Source organism: Polaromonas sp. (genome assembly GCF_049790275.1).
Taxonomy (GTDB): Bacteria; Pseudomonadota; Gammaproteobacteria; order Burkholderiales; family Burkholderiaceae_C; genus Polaromonas.
In genome coordinates, this window is record NZ_JBAQYR010000092.1 from 43,119 (window position 1) to 63,854 (window position 20,736).

Genomic DNA, 20,736 nt, shown 5'->3' on the forward strand with positions numbered 1-20,736 from the left:
CTTGAAATATGCGACGACGCCCCTACCTCCAGGGGCGTTTGTCTTTTGTCTTACTCTTTCCCATTTCAAGAACCCACCACCATGAGCAAGCAAACCCTTTCCTTCCAGGCCGAAGTCGCCCAGCTGCTGAACCTCGTCACCCATTCCCTGTATTCCAACCCCGATATTTTCCTGCGTGAGCTGGTCTCCAACGCCTCGGACGCCTGCGACAAGCTGCGTTTTGAAGGCCTGAACAATGCCGCCCTGTACGAAGACACGCCGAATCTGGACGTGCGAGTGAGTTTCGACAAGACAGCCAAAACCCTGACCATCACCGACAACGGCATCGGCCTGTCGCAAATCGAAGCCGTGGAACACCTGGGCACGATTGCCAAAAGCGGCACGCGTGACTTCATGGCCAAACTCTCGGGGGACCAGAAAAACGATGCGCAGCTGATCGGCCAGTTCGGCGTCGGCTTTTATTCCGGCTTCATCGTGGCCGACAAGATCACGGTTGAAAGCCGCCGCGCCGGCCTGCCGGTGGCCGAAGGCGTGCGCTGGACCAGTGCCGGCACCGGCGACTTCGAGGTCGAGACGACAGAGCGTGTAGAGCGCGGCACCAGCGTCATCCTGCACCTGAAGGACGATGCCACCGAGTACCTGAACACCTGGAAGCTCAAAAGCATCATCAGCAAATATTCCGACCATATTTCTCTGCCCATCCTGATGAAGAAGGAAGAGTGGAAAGAAGGCGAGAACGACCAGCCAGGCGAGATGGTTACCACCGACGAGTGGGAAACCGTCAACCAGGCGGCGGCCCTCTGGACACGCGCCAAAAAAGATATCACGCAAGAGCAGTACGACGAGTTCTACAAGCAGATCAGCTACGACAGCCAACCTCCGCTGGCCAGCACCCACAACCGTGTGGAAGGTGCGACCGAATACACCCAGCTGCTCTACATTCCGGCCAAGGCGCCCATGGACCTGTTCAACCGCGACAAGGCGGCCGGCGTCAAGCTCTATGTCAAGCGTGTCTTCATCATGGACGATGCCCAGGCACTGCTGCCGGTTTACCTGCGTTTTGTCAAAGGTGTGGTCGACTCGTCCGACCTGCCGCTCAACGTCTCGCGCGAGCTGCTGCAGGAAAGCCGTGCCGTCAAGGCCATCCGTGAAGGCTGCACCAAACGCGTGTTGTCCATGATCGAGGACCTGGCGACCAACGAGCCGGAAAAGTTTGCAAGCTTCTACGCCGAGTTCGGCGCTGTGCTCAAGGAAGGCCTGGGTGAAGACTTTGCCAACCGCGATCGCCTGGCCAAGCTGCTGCGTTTTGCGAGTTCCACCACCGACACCACGACGGTGGGTTTTGCCGATTACAAGGCGCGCATGAAGGAAGGCCAGGACGCGATTTACTACATCACGGCCGACACCCAGGCGGCCGGCAAAAACAGCCCGCAACTCGAGATCTTTCGCAAGAAGGGCATCGAGGTGCTGCTCATGACCGACCGCGTGGACGAGTGGGCACTGAACTACCTGCACGAGTTCGATGGCACGCCGCTGCAGTCGGTCGCGAAGGGCGCTGTGGACCTCGGCAAGCTGCAGGACGAGGACGAGAAAAAAGCCGCCGAGGAAGCGCAGACCCAGTTCAAGCCCGTCCTCGACAGGCTCAAGGAAGCCCTGAAAGACAAGGCCAAGGACGTGCGCGCCACCACGCGCCTGGTCGACTCACCGGCCTGCCTGGTGGTTCAGGACGGCGACATGTCCACGCAGCTGGCCCGCATGCTCAAGCAGGCCGGTCAGACCGCACCCGAGGTCAAGCCCATCCTGGAAATAAATGCCCAGCATCCGCTGGTGAAAAAACTCGAAGGTAGTGATCACTTCGACGACCTGGCCCATATCCTGTTCGACCAGGCCCTGCTGGCCGAGGGCGGGCTGCCGGATAATCCTGCTGCTTATGTGAAGCGGGTCAACGCCTTGCTGCTGTAGGGCCGGCTCACTCCGGAAGCGGCTCGAAGCCGCCGGCGCTGCGAAGCCCGGCGGCTTCGTCGCTGGTGAGCAGCTCGATCAGGGCGGTGGCTTCTTCCGGCTGCGCCGACCGGCTGCAGACGGCGGCGGTGTAGACCGTCGCCAGTTCAAATTCCCGGGGCAGGGCCGCCGCCAGGGACACGCCCGGCGCAAAAATAATTTCAGTGACCTGGGTGCAGCCGATGGCACCGGGATCGCCGGCCTGCGACAGCGCCTGCATCGCGGCCGCGCCATTGGGACAGGGATGCAGGCGGGAGGACACTTCTGCATCAATGCCCAGTTGCCGCATTACGTTCATGAAGTGAATGCCTGCTGTGGCCTTGACCGGATCGGGGAAATAGATGCCTGAGGCCGACCACAGGGCCTGCCTGAGCTGGGACGTGCTGGCCAGCGGTGGGGGGGCGACGCCTTCTTTCACGGCGATACCGGTTTTCACAAGACCCAGCGGCCGGGCGCTGCCGGCCACCACATGACCGCTGCCCGTCAACTGTGTGATCAGCGCCCCGGTCAGGATGAGCACGTCGCAGGGCGCACCTGCGAGCAACTGGTCTTTCATCATGCCGACCGCATCGAAGTGCCCGTTGATGGCCAGACCGGTCCGGGCCTGAAAGCGGGATTGAAGGGCAGAGACCAGGCCCTTGGCGGCACCGCCGCTGAGCAGATGAAGTTGAGGCATGAACAGCGATGTCCGGGTTTTCAGTCGGCCTTGATGTCGGCGGCCTTGATGACACGCGACCATTTGGCGATGTCGTCGCGCATGTATTTGTCGAACACGTCTGGCGTCATCACCATCGGCACCGCGCCCTGTCTGGTCCAGAGCTGCCTGACTTCCGGCTGGCTGGAAATTTTCGAGACGGCCTCGTTGAGCCGTTCAACCACGGCTTTGGGGGTGCCGCGTGGCGCCATCAGGCCGAGCCAGATGGTGGCTTCGTAGCCGGGAACGCCGGCTTCGCTCATGGTGGGTACGCCGGGCAACACCTCGGAGCGCACCTTGCCGGTGGTTGCAATGGCCTTGACCTTGCCGGCCTTGATCTGCTCGGCCATGGTGGTGACGGCATCGAACATCACATCCACCTGGCCGCCCATGACGTCGGTGCGCGCGCCGGAGCTGCCGCGATAGGGTATGTGCACCAGGTACACGTCGGCCATGCTCTTGAACAGCTCGCCGGCCATGTGGTAGGGCGTTCCCGGGCCGGAAGACGCATAGTTGAACTTGCCCGGCCTGGCCCTGGCCTGTTGGAGCAGCTCACCAAGGTTGCTGGCCGGCAGGGCCGGGTGGGCAACCAGGACCAGGTCCGAATAGTTGACGGGTGCCACGGCCACAAAGTCGCGCATCAGTTGAAACGGCTTGTTGGGGATCAGCGTTTCGTTGACGGTGTGTGTGTTGGACATCATCAGCAGGGTGTAACCGTCGGCCGGCGATTTGGCGGCCATGTCCGTCCCGATTACCGAGCCGCCGCCCGGCCGGTTGTCGATCACAAAGGACTGACCCAGCGCATCCTGAAGGCGTTGCGCCACAAAACGCGCGTAGTTGTCGGCAGGGCCGCCCGCGGCGAAGGGCACAATGATTTTTACCGGCCTGGCGGGATAGGTCTGTGCGGCAGTGCCGGTTGCCAGGGCCGTTGCAGCCAGGCCGAGTGCAAGCGCGAAAGCATTCTTGAAGCCCATGATGTTCTCCGGTGAAGATCTGCCGCTTTGCTTATTCCAGCTTGCCGATGCGCTTGACGACATCGGCCATGCGCCTGGCGTCGGTTTGCACATATTTCTCGAAGTCCGTGGCGTCCTGGTAAAGAACCGGGCTGCCTGCATTGAGGATGACCTCCCTGACCTTGCTGTCCTGGGCCGCAAACTTCGCCGCGGCGCGCAGACGCTGGGCGATGGGCTCTGGCGTATCTTTCGGAATGAACAGGCCGGACCACTGCGCATATTCGGCGTTGTAGCCGGCGTCCTTCAGGCTCGGTGCGTCAGGCAGGGCGCCCAGCGGGGCACTGCCCCAATGGGCCAGCACCCGGATCTTGCCGGCCTTGATGTGCTGCAGCACGGTGGCCGGGCCTGAAGAAACCGCATCGATCTGCCCGCCGAGCAGGGCTACCACCGCTGGGCCTGCGCCGGTGAAGGGAACGTGCGTCATTTTCACGCCGGCGTTCTGCGAGAGGATTTCCATGGGCACATGCATGGTGCCGTAGTTACCCGATGAGCCGTAGTTGATTGCACCGGGGCGTTTTTTGGCGTCTTCGACAAATTGCTGCACAGTCTTCCACGGTGCGTCGGCACGCACCGCCAATACCGTCGGGTCGGCGGTGAAGCGGGCGATGGGGCGCAGGTCGCCAAGCGCAAACATCGGCGGCCGCCCGAGCAGGGTGTCCGCTTCGGGAATCACGGTCAGCGAGGACAAGGCCATCAGCACCGTGTAGCCGTCGGGTCTGGCTTTGGCCGCCAGGCCCATGCCGATGCCGCCGCCTGCACCGGCCTTGTTTTCAATCACCACAGCTTGTCCCAGATCGCGCGACATGGCTTCAGCCACAGGACGTGCCACCAGGTCGGCCAGGCCGCCTGGCGGGAAGGGAACAATCATCGTGATGGGGCGTGCAGGCCATGCATTTTGTGCAGCCACCCAGGCGGCGCTCGACATGAGCAAGGCACTCAGCAATACGGCTCGGCGTTTCATGTTTGTCTCCTGTAGGGGCGTTCGGCTGGGCATCAGTCAACCGCTGATTTTTGTGGTTTGCATGCTAACATCCATCTGAAAATTCAGGGCTATCGCAATCCCTAGGCTCCTGTTGCCGCAACTGCCTGTGCACAACGCTGGGCAAAAAAACAAAGAGAGACAGTGTCATGAAAATTGTGGCCTACCGCCAGAATGGCCAGCCCGGCGTGGGTCTGGTTTCTGCCGACCTCCTGCAAGTCCAGCCTTTCGATTTGCCGCAAGCGCAGCGCGAGCAGGGTGCGTTGGCGTTGATCGAGATGCAGGCGCGCGGCGAAGCCCTGCCGCCGCTGCTGGCGGCAGTGGCGCTCAGCGGCGTGCAGATCACGGCACCGCTGCCCAGGCCGCGGCGCAATATTTTTTGTGTCGGAAAAAATTACTTTGCACATGCGAAAGAGTTTGCCGGCAGCGGTTTTGACAGCAGCGCCAGGGCGGGTGAAGACATTCCGGACTGCCCCATCTATTTCACCAAGGTTCCGGAGTCGGTGGTGGGGCCCGGCGCTGCCATCGAGATGCCTGCAGTGTCCAGCGCCATCGACTACGAAGCCGAACTGACCGTCATCATCGGGCGTGGCGGCAAAGGCATCCTGGCCAAAGATGCGATGGCGCATGTCTGGGGCTACACCATCATCAACGACGTGACCGCGCGCGACTGGCAAAGCCGCCACAAGCAGTGGCACCTTGGAAAATCGTTCGACACTTTTTGCCCCATGGGCCCGTGGCTGGTCAGTGCCGACGAGTGCGATGGCACCCGGACCGGCGTGCGTTGCTACGTCAACAACGAACTGCGCCAGAACGCTTCCACGACCGACCTGATTTTTGACATCCCGAAACTGATTGAAACGTTGTCGGCAGGCATCACGCTTTACCCCGGCGATGTGATCGCCACTGGCACACCGGTCGGTGTCGGCATTGGTTTCAAACCGCCCAGATACCTGAAGTTCGGCGATGTGGTGCGGGTCGAGATCGACGGGATTGGCAGCCTGGAAAATCCGGTGCGCTGAGGCGCGCCTGACGGGGCCGTTCTCAACTGGTGGCGTGACGCGGCGCACCGCCGCCATGCAGTTCATTGGCAAAACCGTGGTTCACATCGCGGTGGCCCGCCTCGTCTTCACGTACGGCCAGCACCACATCACGCAGCGTGGCGTCGGCAGGCAGCTTCCAGTAGTTTTTGGCGATCTGGGGTGCAGGAACGTTGGCATGTGCGCCCGAGTCGATCAGTTCGAGGTAGTTGGTATAGCTGGTGTAAGCCTCTTCCTCGAAGTAACCGACGACACGGTGCGCGACGCCGGGAGCGATCAGGTACAGCAGGAAATAGGCGTTGTAGAAAAAGCCCTGTACAAAGATGACGAGCCCGCGCTCGAACCAGTTGGGCTGCGCGATCTCGATGAAGGTCATCAGGTGCATGCGCTCGTTTTCGGCCTCGTCCATCAGTGTGCGTATCCAGCCCCCGTCATCCTCGATGCGGCGCAGGCAGCGCAGGTGCGTCAGCGTGGCCCCGACCATGCCGGGAACGGCAGCCACGGTTTCCAGCACGATGGCCCGGTGACCGTAACGCTTTGCAAAAAACAGGTCAGCAAAGAACCGCAGGAAACGGACAAAGGCGTAGGCGAAGCGGTCGCCAAAAGTTCGGGGGGTGTGGTGGGGGTTGTTCATGGTGGGCCTTGCGCACACGAGGTGTGCGACCTTTCCTGACCACCGTACACGAAATACATGCGACTGTCTGTCCGCCGCCGTCCCCAGGTGTCTACAGCGACTGCATCCGGACCCGGCGCGCAGCTTCTTCGGCACGTGCGTCGTCGATTTCTCCCAGCACGCCGCCCACATCGACCGGGCCAGTCTTGTGTGCGAAACGGCCGGTCAGCACCGTATCGGTGTGAAGCACACCGCGCTGGTACAGGTCCCAGATCTCATGCCCGTAATCAGTTTTCAGGAGATCGGGTGCGAAACGGCCGAAAAACCCGCGCAGGTTGGCCACATCGCGCAGCAGCATGCGGCTGGCGTGGTTGTTGCCGGCGGCATCCACCGCCTGCGGCAGATCGATGATGACAGGGCCGTCTTCCGCCAGAAGAACGTTGAACTCGGACAGGTCGCCGTGCACGACGCCGGCACACAACATGCGCACCACTTCCGTGAGCAGCGTGGCATGGTGTTGGCGAGCTTCTTCGGGCGTGAACTCCACATCGTTCAGACGCGGGGCGGCATCGCCCTGCGCGTCGGTGACCAGTTCCATCAGCAGCACACCGTCGCAGAAGTTGTGCGGTTTGGGTACACGCACACCGGCGGCCGCCAGACGGTAAAGGGCGTCGACCTCGGCACTTTGCCAGGCCGCTTCGGCTGCCTGCCGGCCGAAGCGCGTGCCTTTGGCCATCGCGCGCGCCTGGCGTGTGTTCTTGACCTTGCGGTTTTCCGTGTAATCCACCGCCTGCCGGAAACTGCGCTGGTCAGCCTCCTTGTAAATCTTGGCGCAGCGTGTTTCGTCACCGCAGCGGACGACGTAAACCATGGCCTCCTTGCCGCTCATCAACTGCCGCACCACGGTGTCGATCAGGCCTTCCTCGATCAATGATTGCAGTCGTTTGGGTGGTTTCATGAGCCCATTTTGCGCCCGGCGGGCAAAGCGGCTGTTGTCAGCCGGCTTGCCCGTCAATGCGCGGCCGTGCCAAAACCGGCCAGTAACGCACGGTATATAGCGCGAAGCCGCCTGACCACAAGGCTGCCGACCACAGCGTGGCATGCATGATCCAGACGGGAACAACCAGCGGAACCAGCACACGGACCAGTGCTGCAAGCAGGATCAGGACATAACAGGCCACATCGCTGTTGTCGGCCCGCAGCGGCCTGCCGGTGTGGCCGCGCGCGGTGCGGGTCATCATTCCGATGATGAGGCCGCCGATGGCGCCCACCGTCAGCGCGTGGGTGGCCACTGAGGGTGCAACCCATCCCGCTGCTGCGGCAGCACGCAGCGCAAGATGCACGGGGATCCAAAGGTAGGCGGCGTGCAACACCCAGACCAGCGGCGCGCGCGCTGTCTTCCAGGGCTGCCACAAACTCCAGCGGGCAAGGTGGGCAGCTGCGCAGAGGCTGGCCAGTGCGGCCAGCCACACGCCATGCAATTGCGCCGCATCGGCCAGCAGCAGCGCCAGCACGGTGCCGAGTGCAGCTTTCTCCAGCAGGGGGTGGCGCGTTGCCTTGGCGTCCGGCACACCATTGTTGGTGAACATGGGGATCACGCGTCCGCCCATCACGGCCATGATGAACAGCATGACATCGAGTGCGAGCTGGATGCCGACCCAGCCCGGGAGTTGAATCACGCCGAGTTGCGCCAGATGGATGCCCAGCACGGCTGCCGACATCAGGAGCAGCAGGCCAACAAAAAAGTAGTTGCGGCGATTGCGCGCGGCGATAAAAGGAATCGCGAGAGAGATGGCGGCGGCGAGCGGAAAGGCGACATTGGCAAGCAGCGCGGCCCAGCCGAAAGGCGTGAGCACCAGCACCCTGCCGGCCACCCACAAGGCTGCCAGCGCAGCGAGGGGCCAGCCGGTGGGTGTTGGGCGGTTTGACCAGTTGCGCCCTGCGGTGAACAGGAAACCCACAACCACGGCCAGCGCAAAGCCGAACAGCATCTCGTGCGCATGCCATAGGGGCCCCTGTAGATAAGGGCGGCCCAGCCAACCGGTGAACTGCAGCGCCCACAGGCCGATGGACAGGGCCGCGAAGGCGCTGGCCAGCAGGTAAAAAGGACGAAAGCCCATTTCCCAGAGCGCCCAGCCGGCAGGTGCCGGTTGCGGCCGAGGTGGGTCGGCGATGCTGTTGAACGATGTCATGGGTGAGCCTTTCCTGTGGGTAGGGTGCCGGGCCCGCCATGTTTGATGCGCCAGGCCACGGCAGCGCCGGCCATGGTGACTGCAAACAGCGCCATCGCGGCAGCATTGAGGAGGACGCCGGTGCTGCGCAGCGGATCACCTGCCACTCCGGCGATCAGCCGCAGGAGCAGGGACAGGTGCAGCATGGCAAGCGGCAGGTAAAAGAAGACGCCGAACTCGAGCTTGATGCGCGCAATTGCCGGCAGAATGACTGGTGCATGGCCCATCATCATGCTGACGATGAAGCCCAGGCCCAATGCGTGCAACGCGGCATCGCGCAGCGGCAGGCCCAGGGCCGTGGCGGCCCACGCCGCACCCGCCACGGCCAGCCACGCATATCCGCCGAGCAGGCAAATCGCCATGTATCGGCTCAGTCCGTGCGTGCGGACGGTGTGCCGGGCAATGTCGAAGACCGCCAGCCACACTGCCAGCAAAACGAGCGCCACTCCATACAGCAGCCCGCCGGCGGCGGGCGCCAGGGCGGACCAGACCGCACCACCCAGCAGGGCGATCAGCACGATCTGCAGCGACCACTCCGCTGCCGGGCGCCGCCGCATCAGCCGCGTCATTTCCAGGCGTTCGGCGGCGATCGTCATCACGAGAAAGGCGAACCACCACGGCAGCGTTGCGACCGTGCCTTGATCGGTTGCAAACAGCAGATTGCCGATGAGCCAGGCCCCCGCGGCCACCAGCAGCAGCCAGGTGTGAGCTGCGCGCTGGCGCCCTACGATCACGGTGTTGACGGCGACGAAGGCCACAGCTGCGGCCACGAGTAGCCATGCGCCCAACTCAAGCTGGCCCAGCAAAAGAAACGCGCCTCCTGTGCCCGAGGCCAGTGGAGCAAGGAACGCGGCACGCAGCTTGACAGCCACCGCCCGCTCAATACCGATGACAGTGCCCAGGAAACCGCAGATCATCAACGCAGCATGGGCCAGCACTGCCTGGCCCGGCCAGACGGAGCCCGCCGTGGCAGGCAGGGCCACACCGGCGCGCAACAGGCCGCCTGCAATGCCGGCCAACAGCGACAGCACAACCAGGGCGAGCATCAGCGGCCGTGCTGCCATGGCGATCCTGCCGGGTGCGGCTTTTCGCTGCGGATTCCGGGCGCGGCGTGGTGAGGTCACCACTGCATGAAGCGCCTGGCGCGTTCACTCATCCGTTCGGCAGACCAGGGCGGTTCCCACACCAGTTCGACTTCGATCAACAGCTCGGGCGGTACCGCGCGGTCCAGCTCGGTTTCGACCTCGTCGATGATGAGGTCAGCGACCGGGCAGGCGGCCGACGTCATCGTCAGGCGCACATGCAGTTTTCCGTCGGCCACGGTCACGCCATAGATCAGCCCGACATCGACAATGCTCATGGCGACTTCGGGATCAACCACCCGGGTCAACGCATCCAGAATGGTCTGGCGTAGCGCTTCAGGCCCCTCATAAGGAAAGGGTGGTCTGGGACTCATGGTTGCAACTTCCGGTTTCACAGTCATCTTTTCAGGTGGCACGACCTGCCGGAGCCGTGCCCACCGGTCTGTCGATAAACAGGACTTTCGCCAGCGACTGCCGGTTCTGGACCAGGTCTGCCAGGGTGTAGCGGTCCAGCACCTCGTAAAAGGCCTCGACGGCTTCACCCAGCACACCGCGCAGCCGGCAAATCTGCGTGATCGAGCAGTGGTTGCCTTCTTCGGCAAAACATTCAGCCACCACAGCCGCTCCTTCAGTCTCGCGCACCACCGTGCCAATGCCGACCAGCTCCGGCGGCATGGCCAGCTCGAGCCCGCCACCTTTGCCGCGCACATTGGCCAGCCAGCCATTTTTTCCGAGAAGGTGCACTACCTTGGTCAGGTGGTTTTCGGACACGTCGAAAGCGCGGGCAATCTCGGAAATCGTGGCGCGTTTCTCAGGCTGTGCAGCCAGGTAGATCAGGACGCGCAGGCTGTAGTCGGTGAAGGTGGTGAGTTTCATGAAGTGAATGTAAGGCTTCAGCCTCGTATCTGAAAGTCGAGCACGATTTCGCCCGGCTCACGCCGGACATAGCTGATGTCCAGCGTATCGCCGAAGGCCTGCTGAAGCTGGCCCAGCAGGGGTAGCGGATCGTGGTCGTTGACGAAGCGCATGGTCTCTCCCGCATGCAGGCTTTGCAAGGCGCCGAAGATGGCTGCGTGGCGGAAACGTTTGGCGACGCCACGGGCGTCGAAGGGGTGGATGTTGGTGAGGGTCTGGATTTCACTCATGATGGAAGTTCCAATAAAAAGGGCAAGGGACGAAAGGCCGGCGCGGGCCGGCCTTTCGAAGGAGGTCAGAGACCGGCCACCGCCTTTGCCGGGATGGCACCGGCGGGCTGAACCGCAGGGCGCCGGAGCAGGCGCAGGGCATACCAGGCCAGAAGAACCGCCCCGATGGCGAACAGAATATCGCCGGGAACTCGCATCCAGACCAGCGTTTCCATCACCGGGGAGTGGATGATTTCCGGCGAGCGGGCGTACCACAGGCCTTTGCTCACGCTGGCCCAGGCCTGGTAGATACCTGCGGGAAGCAGCGAGAGGAAGACCATCATCGCCAGGCCAATGTTCAGGCTCCAGAAGGCGGGCTTGAGCAGGTTGTCGGCATGCAGATTGCGTGCATACAGGCCGCGCAGGCAGAACAGCATCAGGCCGATGCCGAGCATGCCGTACACCCCGAACAGGGCGGCGTGGCCGTGGGCGGCCGTCATATTCAGGCCCTGCACGTAGTAGAGCGAAGCAGGCGGGTTGATGGCAAAGCCGAGCAGGCCGGCACCGACAGTGTTCCAGAAGCCGACTGCAACAAAACACATGACAGGCCACTTGTAGGCGGCCAGCCAGGGCAGGGCTTTGGAACGCCGGTAGGTCTGCAGGGCTTCCAGCCCGATCAGGGTCAGGGGCACGACTTCCAGGGCAGAGAACACTGCGCCGACAGCAATCACCGAGGTGGGTGTGCCGGTGAAGTAGAGGTGATGCAGCGTGCCCAGGATGCCGCCGAACAGGAACACGATGGTCTCGGCGATGATGGCGCGGTTGGCGCTTTCCGAGCGCACCAGGCCCAGCTTGGTGAAGATCAGCGCGACCACGGCGGTGGCGAACACTTCAAAGAAACCTTCTACCCACAGGTGGACCAGCCACCAGCGCCAGTACTCGACCATCGAGTAGTGCGTGTTCTGGCCCCAGGTCAGCGAGGTGGCATAGAAGCCGCCAATGCAGGTGGCAGACAGGAAGACCATGGCGATGAGGCCACGCGTTTCCGAGGGTTTCTTCAGGGCTGGCCACAGGGCGCGGCCCAGCAGGAACACCCAAAACAGCAGGCCCACGAACAGCAGGATTTGCCAGACGCGGCCCATGCTGGTGAATTCCAGCCCCTGGTTGCCGATCCAGAAGCTGAAGTCCACGCCGCGGTGCTGCAGCGTACCCAGCCAGCCGGTGACGGTGGAGCCGACCACGATGGCGATCAGCGCCCAGAACAGGACGTCCACACCGATTTTCTGCAGCTTGGGTTCGCGCCCCGACAACAGGGGGGCGATGTAGAGACCGGTGGCCAGCCAGGCTGTGGCGATCCAGAAAATGCCGACCTGCGTATGCACCGTGCGGCTCACCACGTAGGGCAGAACTTCCGCAAGCGGGAAGCCAAAGAAGGACTGGCCTTCGACGGCGTAATGCGCCGTGATCACGCCCATGGCGATCTGCAGCAGCATGAGACCCACCACGGCGAAGAAGTACTTGCGCGTGGCTTTCATCGAAGGCGTGGCAACTGCGCCCAGTAGCGGATCGGCCTTGGGCGGCAAGGCCTCCGGTTCATGCCGTTGGCTGCCATGCAGCCACAACATGGCGGCAATGCAAGCCAGCAGCAAAACAATGCTGACCATTGACCAGATGGCGGCAGAGTCAGTCAGCTTGTTGCCGACCAGAGGCTCGTGCGGCCAGTTGCTGGTGTACGAGAGGTTCTCTTCACCCGGCCGATCGGTTGCCGCAGCCCAGGACGTCCAGAAAAAGAAGGCAGTCAGTGCCTGGCGGTCGGCACGGTCAGGCACCGTGCCGGGGGTCATGGCGTACTGGTCGCGCAGCGCATCCAGGGAAGCATCGCTTCCGAACAGGGCTTCGTAGTGGCTGGCGACCGTGCGGATGGCCTGTGCGCGTTCTGGCGAGACAGTCACGGTACCGGCCGCCTCGTCGTAGGTATTCCCGCGCATTTCCTCTTTCAGTGCGGCGTCGATAGCACCACGGTCGGCGGCTGTCATGGCGGCCGGTTCCTTGCGCAGTGCCTGGGTGTGGACGGATTGGAGCGCCAGCGCTTCGCGGTGCAGCCAGTCTGCGGACCAGTCAGGGGCCAGATAGGCGCCATGTCCCCAGACGCTGCCTTGCTGCTGGCCGCCGCTGGCCAGCCAGACTTGCTGGCCTTTTTGCACCTGCTCGCCTGTGAAGAGCACGTCACCCGAGGCCGTCACAACCGCCTTGGGGATGGGCGGTGCCGTCAGGTAGATCTGCAAGCCGAGGTAGCCCAATGCACCAAACGACAGGACAAAGATGAAGCCGAGCCAGCGCCACAGCATGTTGTTGTTTTTCATCGCATATTCCTTCTGGTTTCTGTAAAGGGGATCAGGAGCCGCCGCAGGAGCCGCAGCACTGCCCGTCGCTATGGGCCGGCTTCAGCCGGGTAATGGCCACGCGCCATGTATCAGGCCCTTGTTCAAGGTAGGCCCAACCGAATTTCCCCGGCATTTCCGCCTGGAGCTGGTGATGCAGCGGCTGCGGATCGTGGTCGTTGATCAACTCCAGGGTCTGTCCCGCGCCGAGTTGGCCAAAAGTCGAGAAGATGGCGGGGTGCCGCTCTTGGGGTGGAATCGTCCGGATATCGAGCGTGGACGTCGTGGAAGAGTGATTCATGAGAACTCCGTTCAATAAAACAGGTAAAAACCTATAAGGTGCATAAATAATACATCTATTAAGATGTGAAAAGTTGATTTCCCTCATTCCCTGTTGATCCAGGTCAATTGCACTTTTGGTAGCCGCTGTCGAGTTGTGCGGGCAGCACTCGATGTGCCAAGACTTTTCCTGGCGGACTGCGTTCAGGCCAACTGTTGACGGGGATCAGAAAGTATTGCGTTCGTTCGGCGTAAGGTCTAGGTTGCGATGGCTCTCCTCCGGGGCCTGCCTGACTTTCAACCGCATGATTTCCTCTCCTTCCTTTTCCGGCATTCCGCAGGCACCATCAGCCATGCCAGAGCTGGTGTGCCCGGCGGGCAGCCTTCCGGCCCTCAAAGCCGCGGTGGACAATGGCGCCAGCTGCGTCTACCTGGGCTTGCGCGATGCAACCAACGCGCGCAACTTCGCCGGCCTCAATTTCGACGAGGCCGCCATTGCCGCGGGCGTCCGGTATGCGCATGAGCGCGACTGCAAGGTCTTCATGGCGCTCAACACCTACCCGCAGGCTGCCAACCCCGGTCCCTGGCGTGCGGCGCTGGACCAGGCGGCAGGCATGGGCGTGGACGCAGTGATCCTGGCGGACCCGGGGCTCATGCAGTACGCTGCATCTCGTTATCCGGCGCTGCGCCTGCATCTCTCGGTGCAGGGCTCGGCCACCAATTACGAAGCGATCAATTTCTACAGGGAGCAGTTCGGCATCGTTCGCGCGGTATTGCCCCGCGTGTTGTCACTGGAGCAAGTACGGCAGGTCATTGACAAGACACCGGTGGAAATCGAGGTGTTCGGTTTTGGCAGCCTGTGCGTGATGGTGGAGGGGCGGTGTGCGCTGTCGTCCTATGTGACGGGCGAGTCGCCCAATACGCACGGCGTGTGTTCTCCGGCGAAGGCCGTGCGTTGGCAGGAAACGCCGCAGGGCCTGGAATCACGTCTGGGCGGTGTGCTGATCGATCGTTATGCCGGCGGGGAAAACGCCGGTTACCCCACGCTCTGCAAGGGGCGCTTCGACGTGGAAGATGACGAGAGTTATTACGCCATCGAGGAGCCCGCCAGCCTGAACACGCTCGAACTCCTGCCCCAGCTCATGAAGATGGGTGTGCGGGCCATCAAGATTGAGGGCCGGCAGCGCAGTCTGGCCTATGTGGCGCAGGTGACCCGGGTCTGGCGCGAGGCGATTGACCATTGCGCCGCCAACCCCCATCGCTACACACCCAAAGCCAGCTGGATGGCCAGCCTGGACCAGGTGGCCGAAGGGCAGCAGCACACGCTGGGTGCCTATCACCGGCCATGGAAATGATGCAAGCCCGCGCCATGAAGATTTCCCTCGGTCCCCTGCTGTATTACTGGCAGCGCGAGGCTGTCTTCAGTTTTTACGACATGGTTGCCGCCACACCGGTGGATGTGGTCTATCTCGGCGAAACCGTGTGTTCGCGACGCCATGAACTGCGCTTGGCCGACTGGCTGGACATCGCCGCCCGCCTGCGCGCTGCGGGCAAGGAGGTGGTGCTCTCCACGCAAGTGCTGCTGGAGTCGGGCAGCGACGTGAGCACCATGCACAGGATCACGGCCAATGGCGATTTCCGGGTCGAGGCCAACGACATGGGCTCCGTTCATCGACTGGCCGGCAAGCTGCCATTTGTGGCCGGTCCTCACCTCAACCTGTACAACCCGGCTTCGCTGCAATGGATGGCTTCGCTGGGCGCCAGCCGCTGGGTCATGCCATTGGAGATGAAGCAGGGTGACCTTGCGCTGCTGCAGCAGGGCCGCCCCCCCGGTCTGGAAACCGAGGTGTTTGCCTACGGACGCATGCCGCTGGCCTACTCGGCACGCTGCTTCACCGCGCGGCAGCGCAACCTGCCCAAGGACGACTGCCGCTTCAGTTGCCTCGACCACCCGGACGGCCTGGTGCTCCGGACCCGCGAAAGCGAGGAATTCCTGGTTCTCAATGGCACACAGACCCAGTCAGCCCGCGTCTACAACCTGGTCAATGCGCTGGAAGACATGCGTGCCGCGGGTGTGGATGTGGTTCGCCTGAGTCCGCAAGCCCAGCATATGTCAGAGGTGATCGCCGTGTTCGATGCAGCGCGCAAGCAGCTGCTGACGCCGCAGGAAGCCCTGGCACGCATGCAGGCCCTCATGCCGGAGAAGGGCTGCAATGGCTACTGGCACGGCCGCCCCGGGCTGGAGCAGGTGTCATCTGCGGTGGTGGGCTGAGGGCGATGTACCACGGCGAACGTTTCAACAGCATCAGCCACCTCGTCGGCGCGGGGCTGGCTGTGGGGGGGGCGGCCGCACTGATTGTGCCCGCCGGCTTTGTTGGTGACCCTTGGAAGATCGTGAGCTTCAGCATCTACGGTGCCATGCTGGTGGTGCTGTATGTCTTCTCCACGCTGTATCACAGCGTACGCGGCCGCGCCAAAAACGTGCTGCGCAAATTTGACCATTGTTCGATATACCTGCTGATCGCAGGCAGTTACACGCCATTCGCGCTGGTGTCGCTGCGCGGCGCCTGGGGCTGGTCCCTGCTGGGCGTGGTGTGGAGTCTGGCGCTGCTGGGCATCGTGCAGGAAATCTGGCTGGCCAAAGGCGCACGCGTGCTGTCATTGGTGATTTATGTGCTGATGGGTTGGCTGGCACTGGTGGCAGTGTCGCCCTTGTGGACTGCCCTGACCCCTGCTGGTTTTGCCTGGCTGGCCGCGGGCGGTGCCTGCTACACCCTGGGCATTGGCTTTTATGCCACCGACCACAAGTTGCGCCACGGTCATGGCTGGTGGCACCTGTGTGTGCTCGGCGGCAGCATCTGCCATTTCATCACCGTGCTGCTTTACGTGGCCTGACCTGACGGACCACCATGAAGCCCCTCTCGTCCTCTCCTCCCCTTGCATTGCCGCCGGCCCTCGGGGTGCTGCTGGAGCGCCTGCCAGCCTATCCCGGTTCGGTGTTGCTGGTCAGCGCGCTTAACCTGGGGCTTGCGCGCCAGCTGCCGGCCGACGTGGGCCGCCTGCTGTTGCACAAGAAGCTGCGCATCCATGTGCGTGACGCACGCCTGACTTTTGACTTTTCGTGGACGGGAGAGCGCTTCGCCCCCTGCCCGCGCCGGCAGGCGACTGACCTGGCCATCAGCGCCAGCGCCCACGACTTCATGCGCCTGGCGCAGCGCCAGGAAGATCCGGACACGCTTTTCTTCAGCCGCCGGCTTGCCATGGAGGGCGACACCGAACTGGGCCTGGTCGTGAAGAACGCGCTCGATGCCCTGGAGCTGCCGGCGTTTGACCTGCAGCGCTGGACGCCGCTGCAGCTGCTGGCCCGTCTTGGACCGCGCAAACGCACGGCCGGTGTGGGGCCGCGGGAGCACGGAGCGGAAAGACATGACTGAGGACCGTCACCACCTCCCCCTGGTTTATTCATGCTCTGGGTGCTCCAGCGCGGCGCAGCTGGCCAACCATGTGGCGCTGCAACTGGACCGGCGCGGCGTCGCCGAAATGTCCTGCATTGCCGGGGTGGGTGGCGACGTGCCGCACCTGATGAAAATCATGCGCTCCGGCCGACCCATTGTTGCGCTCGATGGCTGCCCGCTGGCCTGCGTGAGAAGTGTGCTGGCACGCCATGGAATCACGGCCGACAGGCATTACCCGCTCCAGCAATATGGGGTGAAAAAGCGGACGCATGAGGACTTCGATCCCGCGCAGGCGATGGTGGTTCTGGAGCGTGTGGCGGCAGACCTATTGAGCGCGCCTCTGCGTATTTCCCCGGCGGTTCACCTTGATGCCATTGACTGAGCCGATGAACGGGTGCGTGTGAGCCGCCGTCGCGTCATTGTGGCGATCTCCGGGGCCAGCGGTGCGGTGTACGGTACCCGCCTGTTGCAGGTGCTTCATGCCATGGCGGGGGTGGAGACCCACCTGGTGGTGTCCGACGCGGGCTGGCGCAACCTCGATCAGGAGCAGGGCATGAGCCGTGCCGCTGCCGAAGCGCTGGCTGGCCAGGTACACGACGTGCGTGATGTGGGTGCCTCCATTGCCAGCGGTTCCTTTGTGTGTAGTGCCATGGTGGTGGCGCCGTGCTCGATGCGCACCTTGGCCGCCGTGGCGCACGGCCTGGCGGACAACCTCATCACGCGAGCTGCTGACGTGATGCTCAAGGAGCGTCGGCGTTTGGTGCTCATGGTGCGCGAATCGCCGCTGCACCTGGGCCACCTGCGCAACATGATCAGCGCGACCGAAATGGGCGCCATCATCTGCCCACCCATGCCGGCTTTCTACCAGCGCCCACAGTCGGTGGCCGAACTGGTGGACGCCAGCGTGGCCCGCGTGCTGGACCTGCTGGAAGTGCCGCACCAGCTGGCACCGCGCTGGAGCGGTGTTCCGGCCGCCGTCGATTCCTGACTCATGCGCTACCGCGACTTGCGCGATTTCATGGCCCAGCTCGAGCTGACCGGCGACCTGCGCCGCGTGGCCGAGCCGGTGTCGCCTCATCTGGAAATGACGGCACTGTGCGACCGTGTCCTGCGTGCCGGTGGCCCGGCCCTCCTGTTCGAACACCCCACCGGACACAACATGCCGGTGCTGGCCAACCTGTTCGGTACGCCAGAACGTGTGGCGCGCGCCATGGGTGTGGCCGATTTGCGCGCGCTGCGCTCTTTTGGTGAGGTGCTCGCCGCCCTCAAGGAGCCTGAAGCGCCCAGAGGCCTTAAAGACATGCTCGGTCTGGGCGGGCTGCTCAAGACCTTGTGGCACATGGCGCCGCGTGAACTGCGTTCGGCGCCCTGCCAGGAGGTGGTGTGGGAAGGTGCCGATGTGGATCTCGCACGCCTGCCGGTGCAACATTGCTGGCCCGGCGACGTTGCGCCCTTGGTCACCTGGGGCCTGGTCATCACCCAGGGGCCGCACAAGCCGCGGCAGAACCTGGGCATTTACCGCCAGCAGGTGCTCTCACGCAACCAGCTCATCATGCGCTGGCTGGCGCACCGTGGCGGTGCGCTCGATTTTCGCGACCATGCTGCGGCCAACCCAGGCCAGCCCTATCCCGTGGCAGTCGCGCTGGGGGCCGACCCAGCCACCATCCTTGGCGCGGTGACACCGGTGCCTGACAGCCTGTCCGAGTACCAGTTCGCCGGCCTGCTGCGCGGCGCGCGTACCGACGTCGTGCGCGCGCTGGGCAGCGGCCTGCGCGTACCGGCTACCGCCGAGATCGTGCTCGAGGGCCACATCTATCCGGATGCCGGCCACCCCAGCGGCTACCAGCACGCGCTGGAAGGACCCTTCGGCGACCACACGGGGTATTACAACGAGCAGGCCTCGTTTCCCGTGTTCACGGTGGACCGCATCACCATGCGGCGCGACCCGATTTACCACTCCACCTACACCGGCAAACCCCCGGACGAGCCTGCCGTGCTCGGCATGGCCCTGAACGAGTTGTTCATTCCCCTGGTGCAGAGGCAGTTTCCCGAAATCACCGACTTTTACCTGCCGCCGGAAGGCTGCAGTTACCGCATGGCCCTGGTGCGCATCAAGAAGGCCTACCCTGGCCACGCACGGCGCGTGATGATGGGTGTGTGGAGCCATTTGCGCCAGTTCATGTACACCAAGTTTGTGGTGGTGGTGGACGATGACGTGGACGTGCGCGACTGGCGCGAGGTGATCTGGGCCCTGACCACCCGCATGGACCCGGCGCGCGACACCATGGTGATAGAAAACACCCCCATCGATTACCTGGACTTCGCCTCGCCGGTGAGCGGCCTGGGCAGCAAGATGGGACTGGACGCAACGAACAAATGGCCCGGTGAAACCCAGCGCGAATGGGGCCGCCCCATCGTGATGGATGCGGCGGTGCAGGCACGCATGGACGGCATCTTTCAATCCTTGGGACTGTAAAGGGCGGAGTGTCGCCTGCGTTCTGACAGCGCTTGGCCCGAATCGCACAATGCCTCATGGACTTCAATCACTCTCCCAGGGCACTGGCACTGCGCCGGCAACTCGAAGCCTTCATGCAGCAGTATCTGCTGCCCTACAACGCGGCCTGGCACCGCTCGGTGCAGGAGAGGATTTATCCGCCGCCTTTTCTCGAAGACCTCAAGGCGCTGGCACGCGAAGAAGGTTTATGGAACCTGTTCCTGCCCGGCCTTCAGGCGGACGAACCCGGCACCCGCCTGGGCCACCTCGACTACGCGCCGCTGGCCGAAACCATGGGCCGCCTTCCCTGGGCCGCGGAGGTGTTCAACTGCAGCGCCCCTGACACCGGCAACATGGAACTGCTGCACCGCTTCGCCACGCCCGAGCAGCGCGTGCAGTGGCTGATGCCCTTGCTGGAAGGCCGCATCCGGTCGGCCTTTGCGATGTCCGAGCCCGACGTGGCCTCCTCCGACCCGACCAACCTGCAGACCACTGTGCGGCGTGAGACCGGGCAACTGGTGCTCAATGGCCGCAAGTGGTTCATCACGGGTGCAGCGCACCCGAACTGCCGGCTGCTGGTGGTGATGTGCCGCAACGAGGAAACGCAGGGTGAGGGTGACCCGGCCGGTGCGCACCACCGGCACAGCATGGTGCTGCTGCCCATGGACACGCCAGGCGTGCAGGTGCTGCGCAATATTTCCGTGGTGCATCATCATGCCCCCGAAGGGCATTGCGAAATCCTGCTGCGCGACGTGCGTGTGCCGCTGGACCACCTGCTGGGCGGCTGGGGCGAGGGTTTTGCCATGGCGCAGGCACGGCTCGGGCCGGGCCGGGTGCACCACTGCATGCGCACCATCGGCCAGTGCGAGTTGGCGCTGGAGCTGGCCACGGAACGCACGCTCGAGCGCCACGCTTTCGGCAAATACCTTTCGGATTTTTCCAATGTGCAGGAATGGATTGCCGAATCGCGCATCGAGATCGATCAGGCGCGTCTGCTGATTCTCCATGCAGCCTGGGCGCTTGACGAAGGCAAGGACGACGCGGCACAGCTGCGCGCGCGCGTGGCCGCCATCAAGGTGGTGGCCGCCCGGCTGCAGACGCGGGTGGTGGACCGCGCCATGCAGGCCTTTGGTGCCATGGGTCTGTCACCCGATACCCCGCTGGCTTATTTCTGGACCTTGGGCCGGGCCCTGCACCTGATGGACGGGCCCGACGAAGTGCATTTGCGCACCGTGGCACGGCATGAGCTGGCGCAGGCGAAGGCGCGTGCGGGCAGCACCGCCGCCTACTTCACCACGCCCGAGCAGTTGCAGGCGCCGCCGCGTATCCGATAGCGGAGCCGTCGAATGG

At 63.5% G+C, this 20,736-nt stretch carries 22 protein-coding genes; 10 read left to right on the forward strand and 12 right to left on the reverse strand.

Going from position 1 to position 20,736, the window contains the following annotated elements:
- Positions 1–81 precede the first annotated feature (81 nt).
- A complete protein-coding gene (htpG, locus tag WA904_RS12420; RefSeq protein ID WP_425197431.1) occupies positions 82–1,962 on the forward strand; it encodes a molecular chaperone HtpG in 1,881 nt (626 codons plus the stop codon).
- Positions 1,963–1,969: 7 nt separating this feature from the next.
- Here the strand turns inward: htpG and WA904_RS12425 are convergent, their stop codons facing one another.
- The 3 genes from WA904_RS12425 to WA904_RS12435 are packed head-to-tail and all read right to left on the reverse strand — an operon-like array spanning position 1,970 to position 4,669.
- Positions 1,970–2,677: a molybdate ABC transporter substrate-binding protein gene (locus WA904_RS12425; protein ID WP_425197432.1), complete on the reverse strand. Its 708-nt coding sequence runs from the start codon at positions 2,675–2,677 to the stop codon at positions 1,970–1,972.
- Between the two features lie 20 nt (positions 2,678–2,697).
- Positions 2,698–3,669 (reverse strand): tripartite tricarboxylate transporter substrate binding protein, encoded by a 972-nt coding sequence (locus WA904_RS12430; RefSeq protein WP_425197433.1) that lies wholly within the window; start codon positions 3,667–3,669, stop codon positions 2,698–2,700.
- 31 nt (positions 3,670–3,700) lie between these two features.
- The gene (locus tag WA904_RS12435) at positions 3,701–4,669 is read right to left on the reverse strand and encodes a Bug family tripartite tricarboxylate transporter substrate binding protein (protein ID WP_425197434.1); all 969 of its coding nucleotides are present in this window, start codon (positions 4,667–4,669) and stop codon (positions 3,701–3,703) included.
- Between the two features lie 167 nt (positions 4,670–4,836).
- Here WA904_RS12435 and WA904_RS12440 point away from each other — a divergent pair, with 167 nt between their 5' ends.
- Positions 4,837–5,709: a fumarylacetoacetate hydrolase family protein gene (locus WA904_RS12440; RefSeq protein ID WP_425197435.1), complete on the forward strand. Its 873-nt coding sequence runs from the start codon at positions 4,837–4,839 to the stop codon at positions 5,707–5,709.
- 22 nt (positions 5,710–5,731) lie between these two features.
- On the opposite strand, the gene WA904_RS12445 is transcribed toward WA904_RS12440, so the two are convergent.
- The 9 genes from WA904_RS12445 to WA904_RS12485 form a co-directional block, all read right to left on the reverse strand.
- Complete coding sequence (locus tag WA904_RS12445; protein ID WP_425197436.1) at positions 5,732–6,361, reverse strand: alternative oxidase; 630 nt, start codon at positions 6,359–6,361, stop codon at positions 5,732–5,734.
- A 91-nt stretch (positions 6,362–6,452) separates the two neighbouring features.
- Complete coding sequence (locus tag WA904_RS12450) at positions 6,453–7,298, reverse strand: PA4780 family RIO1-like protein kinase (RefSeq protein WP_425197437.1); 846 nt, start codon at positions 7,296–7,298, stop codon at positions 6,453–6,455.
- A 37-nt stretch (positions 7,299–7,335) separates the two neighbouring features.
- Positions 7,336–8,532 (reverse strand): NnrS family protein, encoded by a 1,197-nt coding sequence (locus WA904_RS12455; protein ID WP_425197438.1) that lies wholly within the window; start codon positions 8,530–8,532, stop codon positions 7,336–7,338.
- Positions 8,529–9,635: a hypothetical protein gene (locus tag WA904_RS12460; RefSeq protein ID WP_425197439.1), complete on the reverse strand. Its 1,107-nt coding sequence runs from the start codon at positions 9,633–9,635 to the stop codon at positions 8,529–8,531. The genes WA904_RS12455 and WA904_RS12460 overlap by 4 nt, the downstream gene beginning before the upstream one ends.
- Before the next feature lie 56 nt (positions 9,636–9,691).
- Positions 9,692–10,027, reverse strand: coding sequence for a metal-sulfur cluster assembly factor (locus WA904_RS12465; protein ID WP_425197440.1), 336 nt, complete (start codon positions 10,025–10,027; stop codon positions 9,692–9,694).
- A 31-nt stretch (positions 10,028–10,058) separates the two neighbouring features.
- Positions 10,059–10,529 (reverse strand): Rrf2 family transcriptional regulator, encoded by a 471-nt coding sequence (locus tag WA904_RS12470; RefSeq protein ID WP_425197441.1) that lies wholly within the window; start codon positions 10,527–10,529, stop codon positions 10,059–10,061.
- 17 nt (positions 10,530–10,546) lie between these two features.
- Positions 10,547–10,798, reverse strand: a complete 252-nt coding sequence (locus tag WA904_RS12475; protein ID WP_425197442.1) for a DUF2249 domain-containing protein — start codon at positions 10,796–10,798, stop codon at positions 10,547–10,549.
- Between the two features lie 65 nt (positions 10,799–10,863).
- The gene (locus WA904_RS12480) at positions 10,864–13,140 is read right to left on the reverse strand and encodes a nitric-oxide reductase large subunit (protein ID WP_425197443.1); all 2,277 of its coding nucleotides are present in this window, start codon (positions 13,138–13,140) and stop codon (positions 10,864–10,866) included.
- Positions 13,141–13,171: 31 nt separating this feature from the next.
- The gene (locus tag WA904_RS12485; RefSeq protein WP_425197444.1) at positions 13,172–13,459 is read right to left on the reverse strand and encodes a DUF2249 domain-containing protein; all 288 of its coding nucleotides are present in this window, start codon (positions 13,457–13,459) and stop codon (positions 13,172–13,174) included.
- A gap of 283 nt (positions 13,460–13,742) precedes the next feature.
- On the opposite strand from WA904_RS12485, the gene ubiU reads away from it, so the two are divergent.
- The 8 genes from ubiU to WA904_RS12525 are packed head-to-tail and all read left to right on the forward strand — an operon-like array spanning position 13,743 to position 20,720.
- Positions 13,743–14,792, forward strand: a complete 1,050-nt coding sequence (ubiU, locus tag WA904_RS12490) for a ubiquinone anaerobic biosynthesis protein UbiU (protein WP_425197445.1) — start codon at positions 13,743–13,745, stop codon at positions 14,790–14,792.
- A 14-nt stretch (positions 14,793–14,806) separates the two neighbouring features.
- Positions 14,807–15,709: a U32 family peptidase gene (locus tag WA904_RS12495; protein ID WP_425197446.1), complete on the forward strand. Its 903-nt coding sequence runs from the start codon at positions 14,807–14,809 to the stop codon at positions 15,707–15,709.
- 5 nt (positions 15,710–15,714) lie between these two features.
- Positions 15,715–16,332, forward strand: a complete 618-nt coding sequence (gene trhA, locus WA904_RS12500; protein WP_425197447.1) for a PAQR family membrane homeostasis protein TrhA — start codon at positions 15,715–15,717, stop codon at positions 16,330–16,332.
- 14 nt (positions 16,333–16,346) lie between these two features.
- Positions 16,347–16,871: a ubiquinone anaerobic biosynthesis accessory factor UbiT gene (gene ubiT / locus WA904_RS12505; protein WP_425197448.1), complete on the forward strand. Its 525-nt coding sequence runs from the start codon at positions 16,347–16,349 to the stop codon at positions 16,869–16,871.
- A complete protein-coding gene (locus WA904_RS12510) occupies positions 16,864–17,274 on the forward strand; it encodes a putative zinc-binding protein (protein WP_425197449.1) in 411 nt (136 codons plus the stop codon). The genes ubiT and WA904_RS12510 overlap by 8 nt, the downstream gene beginning before the upstream one ends.
- Before the next feature lie 18 nt (positions 17,275–17,292).
- Positions 17,293–17,880, forward strand: a complete 588-nt coding sequence (locus WA904_RS12515; RefSeq protein ID WP_425197450.1) for a UbiX family flavin prenyltransferase — start codon at positions 17,293–17,295, stop codon at positions 17,878–17,880.
- Between the two features lie 3 nt (positions 17,881–17,883).
- Entirely contained in the window at positions 17,884–19,368 is a 1,485-nt protein-coding gene (ubiD, locus tag WA904_RS12520; protein WP_425197451.1) for a 4-hydroxy-3-polyprenylbenzoate decarboxylase, read from the forward strand.
- A 56-nt stretch (positions 19,369–19,424) separates the two neighbouring features.
- Positions 19,425–20,720, forward strand: coding sequence for an acyl-CoA dehydrogenase family protein (locus WA904_RS12525; protein WP_425197453.1), 1,296 nt, complete (start codon positions 19,425–19,427; stop codon positions 20,718–20,720).
- Positions 20,721–20,736: the final 16 nt, after the last annotated feature.